The following is a 23221-nucleotide window of genomic DNA, read 5'->3' as shown; positions in this document are numbered from 1 at the left end:
GCGCACTTACAAAAGACACCACCATCACCCAGGGCAACTACAAGATGCTCTACGACCTAACAGGCACAGGCGACTTTAGCGTAGATGACCAATTCTACGTAACAGAAGCCGGCAACGTCGGCATCGGCACGACTGGGCCAGGGGCGAAGTTGGAAGTAGATGGTGGCAACTTAATAATGACAGGGACAGCAACTAATCATTTGGTTCTTCCTTCGAATAACGATTCGGCTACACCTTCATTGGCTTTTGGTGATGGGGATACTGGGTTTTATGAATATGGCGATGATACTTTAGCACTTAGTACTGGCGGCGGTACAAGCTGGATGTTTAAAAGTAATGAGATTAGGGTATGGAATGCAGCAGGTCTTGGAATATTGAATGAAACTTCGTCAGCAACTAATCCTGTATTTGTAACTTCTCGTTCAGACCTTGGTACGGGAATTGGAGGGGATGGTGGTGCAAGCGGCACAGTATCTTTAATTACAAACTCGTTAAGCAGAGTTTACGTAGACAATGCAGGCAACGTCGGCATCGGGACGACGGCGCCTGGGACGAAGTTGGAAATCAATACCTCTGTTGATTGGGATGGGCTTAAGATAGTAAACGGTGATAACGATACAGCTGCAAGAGTAACTCTTGAAAACAATGCGGGTGAATTAGCTTTCTTTAATCAATACTCTGATTCTGCTTCAGCTGGTCTTGCTAGCAACGCTGGTTTTGGTGCAGAAAATAGCATTGTTATTTTTTCTAATTCGCAAGTGGCTTCTGGTGGTTCAAATAGTATTCAATTTAGAACAGGTGGTTATGATACGGGACAGGAACGAGTCAGAATAGATAGTAGCGGCAACGTCGGCATCGGCACGACGGGGCCGAGTCAGAAGCTGGAAATTTTAGATGGATATATCAAAACAAGTGGAACAAGTCCTCAGGGTATACTCTTTGAGAGAAGTAGTAATGAAATTGGTAGGATAGATACGGCGAACACAAGACTAACAATTCAGACGAAGAATAATAATGCATTTGAGATAAAGGATACGAATGAAAATACTTGGTTATATGGAAAAAATGGCGGCAACGTCGGCATCGGCACGACGGCCCCGCAAGCTAAATTAGAAATACAGCATGACAGTTGGAATGTAGCAAAATTTATAAGCACCGATAGTGGGGCTGGTGGGGCTGGAATAATTGGATACCACGATGACGGAGGAGCTATTGTTTCTGGAGATAGATTAGGATTCTTTCTATTGGGCGGGGCAACAGATGCCAGTCATACTCTTCAAAATGTCGCTGGGTTTCAATCGTATGCTACTGAAAATTGGTCAGGAAGTGCAGAAGGAGCTGATTTGCGTTTTGAGGTTACTGCGAATGGGGCAACGTCTCGCAGTGAGGCGATAAGGATTTTAAACAGCGGCAACGTCGGCATCGGCACGACGGGGCCGAGTGAGAAGTTAGATATAAATACGGGTGCTATGAATTGGACATTTGAAGATTATGTTTTACATGGTTCTTCAGCAACATCTATTAGGAGTGCAGGGTACTTAGCGTTATCTACTGATAATGATAGTGATGTTTTTATTTCTACAAATGGATTTGCAAATAAAAGGTTAATAGTCAAAGGCTCGGGCAACGTCGGCATAGGCACGACGGGGCCATTGGCGCAGTTACATACTAGTGGCACTGTGAGATTAGCTGGTGTGGCTGGCGCTAGCGAGACTGCTGCGGTTATGATTGACTCATCAGGCAATCTCAGTAAGCGCACGCTTGACTCAGTGGCATTCAATGGCGAATCTGGAGGCACAGTCACAAGTGTCAGCGCTGGCAATGGCATGGACTTTACAACGATTACTGCGACCGGCGCTGCTACCTTGGGTACGCCCAGCAGTATTACCTCTACATCTACAAATTCCCTTACTGCAACTAGCCATACCCACGTAGCAGATAGCACTATCTATCAATCAGGCGGCGCAGATGTTGCAGTACTTGATGGTGGTACAGGCGCATCCAATGAAGCAGATGCAAGAGATAACCTGGGTTTAATTGCAGGAGACGCAGGAGATATTTGGGTAGAAAAAGCAACTGACACCATGTCAGGTAACCTTGCCATGGGCGATAACCTTGTAACAGGCTTAGGCGCGCCATCAGCTGATGGTGATGCAGCAAGGAAGTCCTACGTAGACGCTGCAATTGCAGGTCTAAAGTGGAAGCAGTCTGTGAGAGTCGCTACTACTGCCAATGGTGCACTCACTACAGCCTATGCAAATGCTCAGACAGTGGACGGTATAGCGCTCGCTACAGGCAACCGCATACTCATTAAGAATCAGACCACAGGTAGCGAGAACGGCATCTACACAGTCAATGCTTCAGGCGCACCTACAAGAGCAACAGACCTTGATGAAAATGACGAAGTCGTCTCAGCCGCAGTATTTATTGAAAAAGGTACGTCTAACGCTGACACAGCCTGGGTCTGCTCTACAGATGAAACAGTCACAGTCGGCTCTACAGCCCTAGCCTTCACCCAATTCTCCGGCGCAGCAGTATTCTCAGCTGGCAGCGGCTTAACCCAAGACGGCTCTACCTTTGAGCTTGGCGGCACACTAACAGAAGACACCACCCTAACCATGGGCGCCTACGACATGATCTTCGACACCACAAGCACAGGCAACGTCGGCATAGGCACGACGGGGCCAAGTCACCCGCTCAATGTTGTGGCAACCCCAGCAGGTGGTCAAATTGTAAAATTTTCGAGTGGAACAAGTGATGGGGCGTGGATGGAATTAAGTAATACTGAGGGAGGATTTGGTTTTGGGACAAATGATAATGAACTATATATTTATGATAGAACCGATAGTAAGTTTCGAATGGTTATAGATACAAGCGGCAACGTCGGCATCGGCACGACGGGGCCACAGTCAATCCTTAATATCAACGGTGGCACAGGTAGTTTAGCTACTGGCTTAACTTTTGGTGATGGGGGTGCTGGGATTTATGAACATAGTGAGGATGAGTTCTATATAAGTCATAATGGCGGAGATTATTGGATTATAAATGGTAATTTACTTGGAAATTTGGGTTCTTGGGGTGGTGCTATTCTACACGAAGATTCATCAGCAACAAATCCAAGTATAGTTCCATATAGAGATGATGTGGATACTGGTTTAGGACATGCTGCTGATAATACCCTTTCCCTCATCGCAGGCGGCACAAATAGTCTAAACGTCATAAGCACAGGCAACGTCGGCATCGGCACGACGGGGCCATTGGCAAGCTTAGATGTAGGAGGTACAGGTATCCGTTTAGGCGGAGTGACCCGCACATCCTGGCCTGCAGGTACAGTAACATCAGTAACTGCAACCGCTCCTGTTGTTTCTAGTGAAGGAGCTACTCCAGATATTTCAATGGCAGCAGCAACATCGTCAGTTAATGGTTACATGACTTCGACTTATGCAGGCAAGTTAGATGGCATTACTGCTGGCGCAGCTGATACAACCAATGATTCGTGGACAGGAACAGGAAACATAACAATGACATCCGGCAACGTCGGCATCGGGACGACAGGGCCAGGACAGAAATTAGAAGTCTATGATGGGAATATAAAATTAAATGATGGTAGTAGAAGTTTACTTATTCAGGAATCAGGTAGTACAAGTTATGAGATTAATAGCTCAGGTTATTTGCTTCTAAAATCGGGATCTAGTGGCGATATCCAGCTTGGCATAAGCAGCGGGAGAGATGTGCTTTTTTACGGTGGCGATGCTACTGCAGATGCAGTTGTAAAGAGTAGCGGCAAGGTCGGCATTGGCACGACTGCGCCGGCTAGGCTGCTTGACGTTGACCATGGCAATCTGCGGTTTGGCCAGGAGACAAAACCAAGCGCAGCAACAGCTACTGCACAGGCAGGCTCAGGCCTTGAAATAGGAAGCTACTACTACAGAATTACTTTTGTCACTGCCGAGGGCGAAACAGCAAGAGGCTCTAACGGTACTGTAGCCACCACCACCTCTGGCAACCAGCAGGTCGGGCTCACAAATATTCCTACTGGTTCAGCCCATGTTACTGCGCGAAAGATCTATAGATGCACAGTAGGTCAAGGCTATGACAGGACCAAGTACGTAGCTACCATTAGTAATAACACTACCACGACCTATACTGACACAACTGCTGATGCCAGCTTAGGCGCAAGCTCGCCTAAGTTTAACACCACAGGCGGCGTGATTTACGCAAACACCCTACCTGTATTTAAATTCTCTAATGATTCAACTGCTGTAGGCCTATACGCTGGCTCAACAGGAGGTAGGGGTAGCTCCTATTTTGGCTATGCTGCAGGTTCAGTCATAACCACAGGAAATTACAACACTCTTATAGGCGGAAACGCAGGTACAGACATTACCACAGGCGGTGGGAATTCTTTTCTTGGCCACCGCACTGGATATGAAAACACAACAGGAAGCAATAACTCTGGCGTAGGCTATGATGCATTGCGCAATAATCTGACTGGTTCCAATAATGTTGCTTTGGGTAGTCAAGCAGGTGCTGGTGTAGCCAGTAATTCTTATTCTAATAATACCTTAGTCGGCTATTGCGCAGGCTATGCCTTGAGCACAGGCAGCAATAATATCCTGCTCGGCTACCAGGCAGGCAATAATATCACGAGTGGCGCGAACAACGTCATCATTGGCTATGACATAGACGCGCAGAGCGCTACTGGCTCGAACCAGCTCTCTATAGGTAATCTAATCTTTGGCACAGGCCTGGATGCTACAGGCGCGAGTGTTGCGAGTGGTAATATAGGCATAGGCACGACCACGCCGCTTGCAAAGCTGGACGTGGAAGGCACCTTGCAGCTTTCAGCAGGTACATCTATAAATGAGTTTTCTACTGATGAAAACCTTGCTGGTGACAGTGATGATGCTGTGCCAACAGAGCAAGCAGTCAAGGCCTATGTGGACAGCGCTGTCTCAGGCATATCAGCGGACAAGATAGTAGAGCTAAACACAGAGGTAGAGGTCGTAGATGAAGGCGACGGCTACATAGAGTTCGTAGAAGACGGCACAGAATACATGCGCATCACAGGAGGCAACGTCGGCATAGGCACGACGGGGCCGAGTAAAATGTTAGAGGTTAATGCAACGACTTTATATGATGGTTTAAAAGTAGGTGAATTATTAATTGGAAATGCATATTCTGATGCTGATGATTATGTTGGTATGTGGCATTCCGATTGGTCGGACGGTGATTATGGTTTTCTTTTTGGTGCAACTGGTAATATTTGGCTGCGTAGTAGAAGTACTGGAGATATAAGCATACAATCAAACGATGATATTGCACTTGCTGCTTCTGGTTATGTTGATATAAAATCGGGAGATTTGTATGTAAATGAAACTGGCAACGTAGGCATCGGGACGACGGCGCCAGATTACGCATTAGATGTAGTAGGATATATAGGAACAGATTCAGGAATCTATCACAATGATGATGTGAATACAGGGATGTTCTTTGAAAACGACAGAATATATTTTTACGGAGATAACAATTCATTGTTGGATATGAATCATGCTACAGGTCACACAATTTTCAATGCTTCGGGTGCTTCTCAAGATTTTCTGGTTAAGAGTAGTGGTTCAGCTTCGGGTTTATTTATGAATACCAGCGGCAACGTCGGCATCGGCACGACGGGGCCAGAGACCGTACTGGACGTTCTTACGGAACCAAGTAGTACAAATACACTAATTGACGTTTTGAATATTCGGCGAGGAACAAGCGGTACAGCAGCTGACGGATTAGGAGGAGCAATATCATTTGAATTGGAGCGAGCTGATGGTACGATTAAAGACCAAGCTAAAATTGGAGCAGTGGTATCTGATACATCAGGCATAAGTGAATTAGGTGCTCTTGTATTTTGGACAAATGATAATGATGAATTTTCGGAAAGGGTAAGGATAGACAATAAAGGAAACGTCGGCATCGGCACAACAGCGCCAGTGGCACCATTAAATGTAAATGGGAACATTATAGTTGAAAATGGTTTTATAGGAGTTGGAACAACAAGTCCAAATAGAGCCTTGCATTTGAGAGGAGGTAATGCTACTGGATTTCAAATTACAAATAATTCTAATAGTGGAGCAGCATCTTTTGAATTAAATTCCAGTGGTGGATTTATTCAGCTAAAAGACGCCGCAGGAAATACTGACGTAATGATTCGTTCTTATGATTCTGGTGGTCAGGCATATTTTAATGCAGGCAACGTCGGCATCGGGGACACAACTCCAACATATAAACTGGATGTAACTGGAGACCTAAGAACGACTACTGGGGCACAGCTTGCAACAACTTCGGGCAACGTCGGCATAGGTACGACAGGGCCATTGGCGCAGTTACATACTAGTGGCACTGTGAGATTAGCTGGTGTGGCTGGCGCTAGCGAGACTGCTGCGGTTATGATTGATTCATCAGGCAATCTCAGTAAGCGCACGCTTGACTCAGTGGCATGGGATGGTGAATCTGGAGGCACAGTCACAAGCGTTGGCCTTACTATGCCTACAGCTATGTTTGATGTGGCTAGCTCTCCAGTTACAGGTAGCGGCACCTTAGCTGTTACTTTTGACACTCAGAGCGCGAATATAGTTCTTGCAGGTCCGACTTCTAGCTCAGCAGCGCCAACATTTAGGGCTCTTGTTGACAATGATATACCTGATACAATCACTGCATCAAATTATCTGCCTACGAGCTATCTTGATACAACTACGACGCTCGCAGCAGATTCTGATACAAAGATAGCCTCTCAGCATGCTACCAAGACCTACATTGACGCTTCTATAGCAGGTCTAAAGTGGAAGCAGTCTGTAAGAGTCGCCACTACTGCCAATGGCGCACTCGCTACAGCCTATGCAAATGCCCAGACAGTGGACGGCATAGCGCTTGTAACAGGCAACCGTATACTAATTAAGAATCAGACCACAGGAAGCGAGAACGGTATCTACACAGTCAATGCATCAGGCGCGCCAACAAGGGCAAGCGACTTTAATGAAAATGACGAAGTCGTCTCAGCAGCCGTTTTCATCGAGAAAGGTACTCTAAACGAAGACACAGCCTGGGTCTGCTCTACAGATGAAGCAGTCACAGTCGGCTCTACAGCCCTAGCCTTTACCCAATTCTCCGGCGCAGCAGTATTCTCAGCTGGCAGCGGCTTAACCCAAGACGGCTCCACCTTTGAACTAGGCGGCACGCTAACAGAAGACACCACTCTAACCATGGGCGCCTACGACATGATCTTCGATACCACAAGCACAGGCAACGTCGGCATCGGCACGACGGCGCCTGGGGCGAAGTTGGAAATAAATGAAGGAACGCTTAAGTTTTCAGCAGCGTCGTTTAATGAATTTATTGAGTTTAATAGAGCTGGTTCTGTTATTGGAAGAATAGATAGCTCAGGAGGTAATCTGCTCATTAAATCTGGAGTTACTAATGATTTGTTTTTGGGAGAATTTCATGGACTTGGTATAACGGTTCAACAAACCACTGGCAACGTCGGCATAGGCACGACGGCGCCAATATATGCTTTAGACATTGGGTCTACCAATCCTACGATGAGACTTTCAGGGACTAATAATGCGAACATATTGATTTATGGGAGTAATAAGAGTTTTGCTGGCAATTATGGATATGAAGGAATTACATTTAATAAAGCAAGTTCTCTTCAAGTCACTGGAGCTAATGCTTTTTCTATTTATAATAACTCAATTCAATCAATAGCATTTGGAAGTGATAATAGTGTAACGGTACCAAACGGCGATTTAAAAATAACCAGCGGCAACGTCGGCATAGGTACGACGGTGCCAGACCAAAAATTAAAGGTATTAAGCTCAAGTACCTCTGTTACTGGCAATTTTTTAAATACATATACGGGTGGGAAATCTTATGGTATTGCGACATATTCTACACCAGTTAATGCCAATGATAATCATGGAATTTATTCTTATGCTATTAATAATGGTGCTGGTAGTGCATTTAGTTTTTATGGAGCAAGTGGGATACTTTACAACAGCGGCAACGTCGGCATCGGCACGACAGGGCCACTTGGCAAACTCGCAGTCTCCGATGGAACCAACACAGACTTTATCGTGACTACAGATGGTAAGGTGGGGATTGGCACGACGAGTCCAGCTTACAAATTAGAGGTAAATGGTTGGATTGCTCTTGGTATAAACAATCAAGGTATTGCTGGGAAAACGTCAGGTGGGACTTACACAACCTTAATGAGAATTGGGACTGATGATATGAATGAATACTGGGGTTCTGATGGGCACAAGTTCTATACTGCTGGTCCGAGTTTAGAAAGAATGAGAATAACAGATGACGGCAACGTCGGCATAGGCACGACGGCGCCTATCGCATTACTTCATCTGAATAATGGCGTAGGCGCATTGGCTAATGGTATTGCGTTTGGTGATGGGGATACTGGGTTTTATGAAACGTCAGACGATTATTTTAATTTTGCAAGTGAGGGCGTTGATGCTTTTCAATTTTATAAAACTTATTTTAAACTGGGTCCAGATACTGCTATTGCCTGGGGAGCAGCTGGGTTAGGTGGAGCAACAGATGTAGGGTTAGTTCGTTTGGGCGTTAATAAATTAGGAGTTAGTGATGGCGGAGGAGCCAACGGGAATGGCACTTTAATAGCTGGCAACGTCGGCATCGGCACGACGGGGCCAACAGGTGCTTTACATGTTATAGCTGGAAGTAATCAATTTAATTTTCAAGCTGGTGGAATATATTTGGGTGGGACAGGAGCAGGGACGATTTATCCTTCTACTTCTGGTCAAGATATTGAGCTTCGTTCCAGGACTTCTAATATTATTTTTGGAAGTTCAACACCAGCAGAGTTTATGAGAATAACAACAGCTGGCAACGTCGGCATCGGCACGACGGGGCCAACCGAGGCTTTACACGTAGTTGGCAACATTACAGCTACTGGAACCATTGGCGGCGCAGGTAGCCAGACCGTAAACACCATAGACCTGACCCCAGAGTTCCCCACAGCAGTCCTGAGCGGCACAGGAAACGGCATAATGACCTCTAGCTTTGATTCTACAGCCTCTAACTTCCACAACTACTACAACTGGGCTGGAAATGCCTCGAATCAGTCCTATGACGTATATGTGAGGGTTCTGATGCCAGAAGACTTTGGCACGTGGGATGCTACGGCAGCGGTTACATATTACACGAACATCGATGCCACGCCAGGTAATAGTGGCGTGACGCTTGCAGTATACGACACTGCTGATACACTGGATGATACTGATACTAAGAGGACTGCCAATGGTTGGAATGCCTATTCAGTGCCAGGCACTGATCTGAACCTAACCTATACAGATGGCGACTATATGACCCTGAAATTCACCATGACTGCGGATAGCAGTAAGAATGCGAAGTTAGGTGAAGTTAAGCTGAAGTATAATAGGGAATAAGAGATTGCTTCGGGCACTTCGTACCCTCGCAATGACAAGGGGAGAAGAGGATCAGATGATTAGGAAATTAGGGATGATGAAAAAAGTTGAAAGAATTTGGCCTTCTGGTGTGTCTACTATAGTAAGGGGATTGGGGACTGGGGGATTGGGGACATTGTCCCCAATCCCCCAATTACCTAATAACCAAAACCCTAATCCCCAAAACAAGGAGTTGACAAGCAACTTTCTAACAGGTATACTTATTATGTAGTTTAATTGAGCTAAAGCTCAACTAAAGGACATAACTGAAATGGAAAAGACAATATATAACCAATTGCAATTAAGAGAGTTATTTCACATTGAGTTCTTGAGGTGGTTTGTCAGGAAGGTAAAGCCTGAGCTGTATGCGCTTAAGGGTGGTTCAAACCTGCGCTTTTTCTATAATAGTTTTCGTTATTCAGAGGATATGGATATAGATGTTAAAGGAATAGAGGTCGAGGTTCTCAAGGACATAGTCATGAAGATATTGTCTAATGTTTCATTCCATGAGATTTTTAAGACCTTTGGCGTGGCAAAGGTAGTAGTGCCGGACATGATTAAGGCAAAGCAGACCCAGACTACGCAGCGGTTCAAGGTGCATCTGGTAACATTCGCAGGAGAAGACCTTTTCACTAAGATTGAATTTTCTCGCAGGGGCTTTAAGGGCACTGCGGTAGTTGAGCCTCTACTGAATAGTGTTTTGCGGCCGTATAAGATAGCGCCTTTACTTGTCTCGCACTATGATATTGAATCAGCGATAATGCAGAAGATAGGCGCTTTGCTAGGCCGCTCAACGACCCAGGCGCGGGATATATTTGATTTATATGTTTTGAGTTCTCAATGTCATTGCGAGGGCGCGCAGCGCCCGAAGCAATCTCAGAAGGCGCAGGAGAATGTGTTTAGCGTGGGATTTGAGCAATTCAGGGATACAGTACTCTCTTATCTAGCACCAGAAGATCAGGCTGTATATGATTCATCATCTTCATGGGATGAGATAAAGCTGAAGGTATCGAGTTTTATAGTAGGCCAGGTTTAAACCTGGCCTACAGCTCAAGTTTTATAGAACAGTTAGGGAGTCGGAGATGACCAGGCAGCCGATATTTACATTTATTAAAAAGTTAAATAGGCCCGCGTTTACGACGCATGAGCTCGCGGCTATTTCAGGTAAGTCTTTATCAAACACTACCCATGCGCTTAATGTCCTTAAAAGGCAGGGCATCGTGATTAAGATATATAAAGGTGTCTGGGCAGAGCTTGGCACAAATGGCTTAAGTCCTTACACAGTGGTGCCGTATCTTTTTCCAAGGCATCGGGCGTATGTTTCTTTTGTGAGCGCGTTGCACCTTTATGGCATGATTGAGCAGATTCCACAGATGGTTACATTGGCTTCAACAGTGCATACAAAGGTTATTCGGACGAAGTTAGGGGTTTTTTCAGTCCATAAGATTTCGCCGGGGTTTTTTAACGGGTTTGATTGGTATAAGGGAAGCGGGAGTTTTTTGATAGCCCAGCCGGAAAAGGCATTGGTGGACAGCCTATATCTTTCCGGGCGCAAGAAGAAGCAGTTCGGGTATTTTCCAGAGATGCATTTCCCTAAGGCCTTTAGCTTTGCAAGGGCCAGGGGTTGGGCCAGAAGGATTCCTGATGTGAGAATGCGTTCTTACGTACAGGAGAAATTGACGGAGTTAAAATGAGATACAAGCTACTAACGAAATTAACGATAATAACGATTCTAACAATATTAACGAACCTTGTCTATGCAGCAGACAAAGGCAATGACCCAGTAGCCCACTGGCGCTTCGACGAAGGCGGGGGTCCGACGGCTTATGATGAAATAGGTTCTAACGATGGTACGCTCAGACCAAGCACTGGCGGTACAAATACTGCTGCAGGTCAGATGTGGACCTCTCAGGGAAAGATTGGAGGCGCATTGGAATGCGATGGAACAGACGATGATGTGCAGATAGCTGATAGTCCGAGCTTAAGTATTACAGGAACAGAATTGACTTTAGAAGCGTGGATAAAACCAAATGCAAGCGCGGGAGCTGGCGATATCATTCATAAGGATTCCCATTATTCAATTTATAAGAATGCTAATGAGACAATCACTTATGCTGACAGTACTGTTTGGAGTTATTCTACTGTTGGTAGTCATGGCAGTACACCAGAGGGTCAATGGTCACATGTTGCGGTTACACGGGATGCTGATACAGTTGATTTTTATATCAATGGGCAGTACATCGACTCATATAGTTGTAGCGGAAGTGTTGCGGATAATGCTAATCTACTTTACATCGGTTCATATGCTGGCACTAGTTCTCGTTTTTCCGGCCTGATCGACGATGTAAAGATCTACAACTACGCCCGCACAGCCGCGCAGATACTTGTGGACTACAATGCTGGCTCTGCTGTGCATCTCGGCGCAGGCGTGGATCCGAATGAGGGTAATGCGCCGGTGGGCTACTGGCCGCTGGATGAGAATACTGGGACGAATGCGTATGACAGAAGCGGCAACGGAAATGACGGCACTATTAATAATGCAACATGGGTACAGGGAAAACATGGCAGTGCTTTAAGTTTTGATGGAGACGCAGATCGTGTGAATTGTGGTAATAATAATATTTTAGATATTACAGGAGCTGTTACAATTGAGTCATGGGTCAGGCCGAATTCGTATGATATACATTATCCAATTTTTCTTATTAAGCAAGGCGAATATTATAGAACAGGTTTGTGTGGTGTAGGGGATGGGAGGGTGTTTTTTAGAATTAAAATAGGCGGTGTAAGTAAACAGGCATATTCTTCTTCATATGTTCCTTTGAATAAATGGACTCATGTTGTCGGTGTTTATGACGGAGCATATATGAAAGTTTATCTAAATGGTGTTTTGAATGGTACTCCAGTAGCCCAGACAGGCAATATAGATACTACTACAAATCAGCTGGTACTGGGAGCTTACGATACTGGTGGAAGCTATTCTTTTGACGGGACTATCGACGACGTAAAGCTCTATAACTACGCCCGGACGCAGGCGCAGGTTGCTTATGACTATAATAAAGGTAGGCCTGTTGCGCATTATAAATTTGACGAGGGTACTGGCTCGATCACACACAACGAATACTCGACTGCCGACTCTGGAGGCGCTGCGCCTGTTGGGTGGTGGAGGATGGATGAGGGCACTGGCGGAACCACTGCTGATGAGTCGGGCAATGGAAATACAGCCACGCTCTATCCGCAATCAACAGGCACGAATACCACGACTGCTCAAATGTGGGACCAGACAGGCAAGATCGGCCCGGACTGCCTTGAGTTTGACGGCACAAATGATTATGTGAGTATTCCAAGGATAACTGCTTTGGACGGAGATGAACTTTGGACTTTTTCCTTTTGGATAAAGCCAACTTTTGATGATGGATGGGAGTATTATGCATACCAGACAAACACTGATGGTAATAGACAGTTTGCTATTCGTCTAATAAGTGGGAATAATGACCAGTTAAGTGTTGAGTTGAATATGACAGGCGGAAATAGTCTTACCTCTAATGATGGCCAGATTCAGGAGAGTGTCTGGCAGATGATAACAGTAGTGCGAGATAGCAATAATTTTAGATTATATTACAATGGTATTGAAGTGGATGATAGAGATTCCTATAGCATGGGTAGCGGAACTAGTGCTTTTGAGTTGGGTAGAGGAGTAGGAGGTGGTCTCTATGCACCCGGCCTAATCGATGACGTCCGCATCTACGACTACGCCCGCACAGCTGAGCAGATTTACAATGACTACAAATCCACCCACGGCACAATGGTCGCTGACACCAAATACGTAGACGGCAAGATCGGCAAGGCGCTCGAGTTTGATGGGACTGGGGATTATATCCCCACTATCCCACTAGGCACGCTAAACGCGCCATTTACTGTTGAAGCATGGGGGTATTTTAATAATGCCAGTCAGCCTAACGGTAATTATGATTACATTCTCATGATAGGTACAGGAGCAAATATGGTAAGTATTTCAAGAGCTGCTGGTGATGCTCCTGATGGGGCAAATGAGTATTATAGCTACACAGAAAATGGCGTGAAAGACGGTCCTACGATCCCAGGTCAGGAATGGGTCCATATTGCAGCTGTGTGGGATGATTCAACTCCGTATCATACAGTTTATCTTAATGGAGTATCTCAGACAGTGGATCAGCCTTCAGCAGCGATTAATACAAATGGAAATTTAGTTATTGGCCGATATGATTCAGCGGGCTCTCATTATATGGATGGCAAACTCGATGATATGCGCATCTATAACTACGCCCGCACAGACGCGCAGATCAAATCCGACTACAACGCCGGAACCATTTTCCACCCCGGGGGTGGAACAGGTGAAAAGGATCCGTGGAGCGGGGATTTGCCTGTGGGGCATTGGAAGATGGATGAGAATACCGGCGTGCTCGCGCGCGACGCGAGTGAGAATGGGAATGACGGGACACTAGGCGGCGACGGCGCAGGAACTGACGTGCCTACGTGGACACAGGGCAAACACGGGCCAGGGCTCGATTTTGGCGGAGATGGGGATTATGTGAACATAAACAGTTTTGATTGCGGGACAACACATACTATTTCTCTGTGGATGAATCCATCTAATTACAATGTTGTGCTTGGCGAGGCATCAGGTAGATATTCGCACTATTTTAGCGCCAGTTCAACTTATTACAGGCCAGGAGATACTTATGTCTCAGTTTCTTATGCTCTCCCGCTTAGTGAATGGACACATCAGGTAATGGTCAGGAGCGGCACGAGTGTTACATTCTATGCAAATGGTTCTAAGATAGGCACTACGCAGACATTGACAGAAAGCGATGCTTTTGTATTGAATTTTATTGGCAAGGAAAACGATGGCGGCGGAGAGCAATATGCTTATCAGGGTATTCTTGATGATGTTCGGGTGTACGACTATGCCATGACCCAGGCCCAGGTCGCCTGGCTGTATAATAAAGGTAAGCCCATGGCGCATTATCGGTTTAATGAGGCTAGCGGCACAGATGCATGGGATGAGACAACGAACAATAACGCCACGATCACAATAGGCGCAACAGCCCCGCAAACCACAATAGCCGCAGCCCGCACAGCCGGCGCAACAGGCAAATTCGGCAGGTGTTTGAGTTTGGATGGGGTGGATGATTATGCGAGCTTACCAGGTACCTTTACAATGACAGATTATTCAGTCTCTTTCTGGTTTAACATGGATGCATCTTCTGGATGGAGGACATTTTTGGGCTATAGCTCTGGCACTAGCTGGGAATTTAATCTTCAGAATGACGATAAGGTAAATGTGTACACATGCAGCCAGCTAACATCAACTTCTGCGCTAGTTGATGGCCAGTGGTACCACATTGCAGTAACGCATACAGCTTCTGGCACAAAACTATACATCGACGGTGTATTCAATAATGAAAATGCAACCAGCAATGGCGCATTGACTGGCCAGGCCTTGCAGATAGGCAGATGGGCCACTGCACAATATTTAAAAGGTCAACTAGATGATTTTCGTATCTATAACTATGAGAGAACAGCGGGACAGGTGATGCAGGATTTTAATAATGGAGCGGCAGGTAGACTAGGAGATTAATGATGAGGGATTATAAGGGGCAATGGGGGAAAATAAGGGATCATAAGGGCAGGGGTAAAGGTCTACTCCGTTCCCTTATTACCCCCTATATTCCCCTATTATCCCTCATAGCCTTGTTCCTACTAGTCCCGCAAGCGCAAGGCGCCAGCAAAGGCAACGATCCTGTTGCCTACTGGAGATTTGATGAAGGAGGAGGCCCTACAGCTTACGATGACATCTCGACTAACGACGGAACGCTCACGCCTGGCGACAACACTGGCTCGAACGATACTGCAGGCGAGATGTGGGCAGCCGGGAAAATTGGCAATGCGCTGGAGTGCGATGGGACCAATGATTATGTAGATTGCGACGGAGATTCGTTATTTAATCCTGGCAGTGATAGCTATACAGTTACAGTATGGATGAAGACAAATAGTAATTCTAATTTACAATATATATGGAGCAAGGAAGATGGGGGAGCAAATGCATTCAGTCCTCTTTTGAACCACCCTTCAAGCGGTAAAATATATTGGTATATCAGAGGTACGAATAATAAAGATGTAGAGACTTCTTCTACAGTGATTACAGATACAAATTGGCATCATGCAGCGTTTGTATTGAATAGAACTGAGGACAATGCGTATATTTATGTTGATGGAGAACAGGTTTTGCAGCAATCCATCGCGAATGTTGGCAGCATTTCAGCTTCAAGCTCGTTTTGGATAGGGCGTATTCCCTGGTCAGCTTCTTATCCTTTTAACGGCCTTATCGACGACGTTCGCATCTACAACTACGCCCGCACTGCAGCGCAGGTTATGGTCGACTACAATGCTGGCGCAGCAGCGCATCTTGGCAGCGGCGCGGATCCGAATGAGGGCAATGCGCCGGTTGCATACTACTCGATGGACAATCTATCCGGCGCTAATTTATATGACGAATCAGGCAGCGGCAACAACGGCACCATCACTGGCGCAACCGCAGCCCAGGGCAAACACGGCATGGCGTTGAACTTTGACGGGGATGATTATGTAAGCACATCAATAACAAGTTCATTTTCTGCTTTAACAGTTACTGCATGGGTAAAATGTTCTGATGTAACTTGGTCGAGAGATGGGAGTGATGTTCAAGAATTTATTGCAAAATGGGAAAGCGGCAACAAATCTTTTGATTTCAGAATGACTGATGGACAGATGGAAGTTCTTATATCTCCTGGCGCTGACAGCAATGGGGAGCAAGAAACTTCGACTCTGTCATTAGCTTCAGATAGGTGGACTTTTGTAGCGTTTACATATGACGATACTGCAAACACCGTGACAATCTATAAAGATGATAGTTCAGAAACTTTTAGCAATGCTGTTACAATGGGAGGCTCTACTGGGATACAAATAGGAAGATTGACATGGAGTGGTACTACACAGAGAAATTTTAAAGGCCTGATCGACGAGGTCAAAATCTACGACTACGCCCGGACGCAGGCGCAGATCGCGTATGACTATTCTAAGGGCGCGCCGATCGCGCATTACAGGTTTGACGAGGGCACAGGTTCGATCGCGCATAACGCAGAATCCAGCGCTAATTCCGGCGCCGCGCCTGTGGCGTGGTGGAGGATGGATACAGCTTCGTCAGGCGCGGCGAACGGAGCAACAGTAAGCGATGAATCAGGTAATGCAAACAACGGCACTGCAGATGATGGTGCAAACAATACAGGTATGAGCTGGACCTCAGGAAAAATTGGGCCTGGTGCATTGGATTTTGATGGGACAGATGATAAAGTAAACTTAGGCTCAGATGTTGTTGGCTCGATAAGCGGAGATTATACTGTAGAGGCATGGGCCAAGCCTGCTGCTTTAGATGCGGGGCGCCATACAATTTTTTCATGGTCCTATATGGAGCTAGGTCAGGATGGGAGCAATGCTTATTTTTGGCAAGCATATGATGGCAGCTGGGGTTCTGGTTATCAATATATAAGTACTACAGCGCCTTTAGATACTACAAGTTTCCATCATTTTGTTGGCGTGCATAAGGAAGACGTGGGAGTTGATCTGTATGTAGATGGTGTTTATATTGGAACAGACACTACAAAGACAGGGAGCTCGCTTAATATCTCTGGCACATCTTACTTAGGTGTTTATTATACAGGTACTGGAGGATATTTCAATGGCGATATTGACGACGTCCGTATCTACGACTATGCCCGCACAGCCGAGCAGATCTACAATGACTACAAATCCACGCACGGCACGTTTGTGGGCGACACAAAATTCGTCGACGGCAAGATCGGCAAGGCGCTGGAGTTTGATGGAAGTGGGGATTATGTAGATTGCGGGAGCGATGCAAGTTTGGATGTGCAAACAGCAATAACTGTTGAAGCGTGGATAAAGCATACAAGTCTAAGCGCAGATACAAGTGATTTTGTATCGAAATATAGCGGGACAGGAGGATATTCTTTTACACGATATCAAGACGAGGCATTATTTTTTGTGTATAGTAGCGGTTATTATCTTTACGCATATGATGTTTTTGAAGTAGGAAAGTGGGTTCATATAGCTTATACAGCAGATAATACGACGAGCGGTTCAACGGCTATCAAGTCTTATGTTAACGGTAAGCTTTGGTCACAGGTTACGCAAAGCATAGATATAGGTACTACAACAAATCATTTGTATATGGGTGCCAAAGGTCATTATGGTGGTTATCATAATGGTCTTATGGATGACGTGCGGATTTATAATTATGTTCGCACTGCAGCGCAGGTCAAGCAGGATTATGATGCTGGTGCTGCATCGCGGCACGGGGCTCAGCGAACAGGTGTTGCTGATCCGTGGGGCGGGGATTTGCCTGTAGGCCACTGGCGCATGGACGAAAACACAGGCGTCCTAGCCTGCGACGCGAGCGAAAACGCGAACGACGGCACACTAGGCGGCGACGGCGCAGGCACAGACGTGCCCACCTGGACCAACGGCAAACACGGGCCAGGGCTCAGTTTTGATGGCGGAGATTATGTTGAAATCAGTGATGATATAGACTTAAATATAAATGTTTTTACGCTGGCGTGTTGGGCTAAGTCTAATGTGGCAGGTAGTAGTTATACGAATTATGGTTTTATGGTAAACAAGGGTAGTTTTGCAGGTAATGGTTATGGAATAATGGTGAATTTATCATCTGATAAAATAGGGACTTATGTTTATGATAGCGCCAATGTCTTTATTGACTGTGACACTACCTTAGATACTTCATGGCATCATTATGCTGTGACTCAAGATGGAACAACTATTAAAATGTATAGAGATGGATTACTGCAAGATTCATATACTTACCAGAATGCGGTACCAGATTCTAACCCTTTAAGGATTGGAGCGCAGTCAAAATCATTAGAGAGGTACTTTAACGGTCGCATCGACGATATTCGCATTTACGACTATGCCCTTACCCAGTCCCAGGTGAGCTGGCTGTATAATAAAGGTGAGCCTGTGGCGTATTATAGGTTTGATGAATCAAGCGGCACAGATGCGTATGATGATACAGGCAATAACAACGCCACAGTAACAATTGGCGCAACAGCCCCGCAAACCACAATAGCCGCAGCCCACACCGCCAGCGCTACTGGAAAGTACGGCCGCTGCATGAGCTTTGACGGGACGGATGATTATGCGAGTGTGAGTAGCCCTTCTGGTTTAGCGTCAGGGGCTAACCCTAGAACGTTTTCTTTTTGGTTATATCCTAACATTTCGCAGAATAAAATTATAATGGGATATGGAACAAATGCTACAAGCCAATTATGGGATATTATGTCATATAGTGGAGTAATTGGAATTCATTTTTATTCAAGTGACGTTAGTGCCGACTTTCCCAATAGCTTGTACACAGTAGGTCAGTGGCAACATGTTGCATTTACATATGACGGCACATCTGTAAGAAGTTATATAAATGGGGTATTAAAAGATACAAAGGTGAAGTCATTAAGTACGGTTGATTCAGGTGTGTTTAAAATTGGTAACGGTATTTATACAAGCTATAATTTCTTCAACGGCCTGATCGACGACGTGAGAATCTATAACTACGCAAGGACCGCGGGACAGGTCTTGCAGGATTATAATGCTGGTGTGGCGAGTAGGCTTGGAGAATAAGGTTTGTGTAATGTGTAAGGTGTAATGTAATGGTTAGGAGAATAAATATGAAAACTAAAAAAGTTATTTTAATCCTGGCAATTATACTTTTACATTCTACATTACACCTTACACATTACACAATCGAAGCATACGCAACCAGCAAGGGCAACGATCCTGTCGCCTACTGGAGATTTGACGAGGGCGGAGGTCCTACTGCTTACGATGATATCGGGACCAACGATGGGACGCTTACAGGAGATGCAAACTTTGTGAATGGTAAGATTGGTAAGGCTATGGAGTTTGACGGAACAGGAGATTATGTTACTATGGGAAATGTGTTTGGAGGTTATACAAAATTAACCTTATGTGCATGGATTAAGCCTGATGCGCTGAGCGGCGTAAGATTTATAATAGGTAAATCAAGATACCCTGAACACACATATGGTTATGGAATAGTGTTAGATGGTGCGGTGCTTAGGGGCGTGAGCGCTTACGGAAGTCCTGCAACAGATTTTTATAATAATCTCACATACGACATATCAGGCACAGATGGGCAATGGACGCATGTGGCAGTTAGCTTTGATAATGATACAGATGAGGGCAAGCTATATGTAAATGGAGACCTTAAAGATAGCTATACAAGTACAGAGATGAGCCTGACCGGAGGTTCCTATTATTTTACTGTAGGCGCAGCAGTGAGGTCGACTGATCAGGCGTATTACTTTGATGGATTAATTGATGATGCAAAGATTTATAATTACATTCGCACTGCAGCCCAGCTCATGGTCGACTACAATGCTGGCATGGCTTCGCACATTGGCACAGGCATAGATCCGAACGAGGGCAATGCGCCATTTGCATACTACGACTTCGAGAAATTGGGTGATGTTGCAGCTTCGATCGGCTACGATAAATCTGGCAATGGATACAACGGTACTATAACCGGAGCCATACAAGTAGCAGGAAAATACGGCTCAGCATTGAGTTTTGACGGAAGCGACGATAATGTAAGTTGCGGGGATATTGATTTAACAACAGCCGGCACTGTCTCTGTCTGGTTCAAGAGAACAGCCTCAAGCGGAGATGCCCTTGATACTATTATTGATAAGGCAGTTCATAGTGCTGGCTCTGCATGGGCACTTTGGCTTCAGCCTAACGGTAGTTTATATGTAAGATTTTACGATGGAAGCGGCGCGACAAATTGGAATAGCAATGATACTCGGGCCACTGACGGTGCTTGGCATCATGTGGTATTTAAATGGGGCAGTTCAGGGAAAGAGGTATATTACGATGGTTCTTCTGTTTTTACTGAGTCTGATTCAAGTGCAATTACTGCAAACGATGGTCCTGTAATGATAGGAGACAGTAATAATAGAGACTATAGATTCGAAGGCCTAATCGACGAAGTCAAGATTTACAACTACGCCCGTACGCAGGCGCAAGTCGCCTACGACTATAATAAAGGCGCGCCAGTTGCGCATTACAAATTCGACGAGGGCACTGGCTCGATCGCGCACAATGCCGAATCCAGCGCAAATTCAGGAGCTGCACCTGTGGGGTGGTGGAGGATGGACAATGACTGGACTGATGCGAGCGGCAACGGGAATAACGGCACAGCAGGAGGTAGTGTTGCATTTTCATCTTCTTCAAAGATCGGCCCATACTGCGGCAGCTTTGCTAGCGCGACGAGTGATTATGTGAATTGCGGGAATGACGATAGTTTAAATTTTACAACAAATGATTTTACATTGGAGACCTGGGTGAAGAAGGAAACAGGCGCAAATATATTATTAAGGAAAGGTGGAGGCTATAGTACTTCTGCTCCAGGGTATAGCATAGCTGGTGGATCTTCTTTGCAGATTAGTGGCACTAGTAAGGTCATTTATAATTCCAATCCAGGCGGTACCTTAGCTACTGGAGCATGGAATCATCTGGCTTATTCAGTTGACAGAGATGGTTATGTCAAAAAATATATTAACGGTGTATTAACAGGTCAGGCTGATATTTCAGCGGACGCAGATGTTAGCATAACTAATTCATCAATTTTATATCTGAGCAATCCTGGTCAATACTGGAACGGCCTTATCGACGACGCCCGCATCTACGACTACGCTCGCACAGCAGAGCAGATCTATAATGACTACAAATCCACCCACGGCACCATGGTAGCTGACACAAAATTCGTTGACGGCAAACTCGGCAAGGCGTTGAGCTTCGATGGGACTGGGGATTATGTCTTAGTTCCTGGCGGGGGTCTTTCAAGTAATCCTATGACAGTAGCATTATGGATAAAACGAGAAGTGGGCAGTAATGATGAAGTTTTGTTAATGACTAAGGACGGATGGAGTGATACTCATGGCATAGAGATTTGGATTGATTCAGATGATTATGAAATGGGGGTGCGGGGAAGCGGAGGTACAATAGCACACACCAATACTAGATTTGATACTGGTTCATGGGTTCACGCCGTTATCGTGTTTAATGGAACTACAGTTACAATCTACAAAGATGGAAGTGCTGTACCTATGGTAGCATCTACAATAGAACAGGTTGCTACATCAAGTGATGACGCTTATATTGGGAGGTATGGTGCTGATCAGAGCAGTGCATATTTCACAGGTCAAATCGACGACGTCCGCATCTATAACTACGCCCGCACCGCAGCGCAGGTCATGACCGACTACAATGCTGGAACCGCGTTCCACCCCGGAGGTGGAACAGGTGAAAAGGATCCGTGGAGCGGGGATTTACCTGTTGCGCACTGGAAATTTGATGAGAATACAGGTATACTTAGCAGAGACGCGAGCGAGAATAATTATGATGGGACGATTAATGGAAATCCAACTTGGACTCAGGGTAAACACGGCCCGTGTTTGAACTTTGACGGAAGTGGCGATTATGTAGATGTACCTGACTCAGTTTCAATTCAACCGAGTATGAGTGTTATACTTTGGGCAAAGTCAAACACTGCGACATATAATGCGTACGGCTGGTTGGCAGGTTTTCGAGGAGCGAATGGTTTTATAATACACCCCAACGTAGATACAAAGGGCTGGGGCGGGTATTTCCATAATAGCTCGGGGACATTTAATAATATTGGTACATATACTTTTAGTGATATTACCACCTGGCATCAATATGGAATCATCTATGATGATAGTGCAAACAAGGCTTACATGATCGTAGATGGTCGGTTTGTGGTGACGACAAGCATGGATATAACGAGAGTTGCTGATACTATACCTATAGATATAGGTAGAGACTATAATTATGGTAGCGACAGGTGGGGAAACGGCCTTATCGACGATGTCCGCATCTACGACTACGCCCTCACCCAAGCCCAGGCGAGCTGGCTGTATAATAAAGGTAAGCCTGTGGCGCATTGGCGCATGGATAGCGCTGCTGATAGTTCGTCTGCAGATGGCGATACTGCGTATGACGACTCTGACAACAATAGCGACGGCACAGGCGATAATGGCGCGAACGACGCTGGGCTCACATGGGAGACAGGCAAATTCGGCGGGGCAATAGATTTTGACGGCACAGATGATTTAGTGACAGTGACTCATGATGCATCAATGAATGTTACGACAGCGTATACAGTGGCAGGCTGGGTCAAGCCGACCAATACATCGAATATTGGATTTCCTATAAATAAGGTATCAGATGATTGGACTGACGGATTCGCGCTTCAGCAGTACAATGCTGGCCTTTATTGGTATATTAATGGCACTACTTCGAAGATAGCTGATGCTGACTTTTTTTCAGATACATCCTGGGTGCATTTCGAGATTACGCAGGATGGCACAGCGCTTAAGCTATATAAAAACGGCGCGCTGCAGACAAGCAATTCCAATGGCATTGATATTGATAGTTCGTATAATGTAAAGATAGGGGCGAAAAATACCGGGACATTGACAAATTACTTTGACGGACTTATAGATGATTTGCGGATGTATAACTATGCGCGCACGGCAGAGCAGATGATGATGGACTTTAATCAAGGGCTTGCTGCTAAGTTGGGGGACTGATAC

6 protein-coding genes are annotated in these 23221 nt (G+C 45.6%); all 6 read left to right on the top strand.

The annotated features are described in order from the left end of the window. The first annotated feature begins 44 nt into the window (after positions 1 to 44). The 6 genes from P9L93_08045 to P9L93_08020 all read left to right on the top strand — a co-directional run bounded on the left by P9L93_08045 (position 45) and on the right by P9L93_08020 (position 23218). Positions 45 to 9464 (top strand): hypothetical protein, encoded by a 9420-nt coding sequence (locus tag P9L93_08045; GenBank protein MDP8231029.1) that lies wholly within the window; start codon positions 45 to 47, stop codon positions 9462 to 9464. A gap of 289 nt (positions 9465 to 9753) precedes the next feature. Further along, positions 9754 to 10518 (top strand): nucleotidyl transferase AbiEii/AbiGii toxin family protein, encoded by a 765-nt coding sequence (locus P9L93_08040; protein MDP8231028.1) that lies wholly within the window; start codon positions 9754 to 9756, stop codon positions 10516 to 10518. A 46-nt stretch (positions 10519 to 10564) separates the two neighbouring features. Continuing rightward, positions 10565 to 11176 (top strand): hypothetical protein, encoded by a 612-nt coding sequence (locus tag P9L93_08035; GenBank protein MDP8231027.1) that lies wholly within the window; start codon positions 10565 to 10567, stop codon positions 11174 to 11176. Further along, complete coding sequence (locus tag P9L93_08030; GenBank protein MDP8231026.1) at positions 11173 to 15099, top strand: LamG domain-containing protein; 3927 nt, start codon at positions 11173 to 11175, stop codon at positions 15097 to 15099. Before P9L93_08035 ends, P9L93_08030 begins: the two co-directional genes overlap by 4 nt. 113 nt (positions 15100 to 15212) lie before the next feature. After that, complete coding sequence (locus tag P9L93_08025; GenBank protein ID MDP8231025.1) at positions 15213 to 19205, top strand: LamG domain-containing protein; 3993 nt, start codon at positions 15213 to 15215, stop codon at positions 19203 to 19205. Positions 19206 to 19252: 47 nt separating this feature from the next. Further along, entirely contained in the window at positions 19253 to 23218 is a 3966-nt protein-coding gene (locus tag P9L93_08020; protein ID MDP8231024.1) for a LamG domain-containing protein, read from the top strand. The last annotated feature ends 3 nt before the right edge of the window (positions 23219 to 23221 follow it).

The sequence above is a fragment of the Candidatus Gorgyraea atricola genome, assembly GCA_030765235.1.
In the GTDB taxonomy this organism is placed as follows: Bacteria; Omnitrophota; Gorgyraeia; order Gorgyraeales; family Gorgyraeaceae; genus Gorgyraea; species Gorgyraea atricola.
Note: the sequence above shows the minus strand (reverse complement) of the source record. Positions and strands in the feature narration are given on the sequence as shown.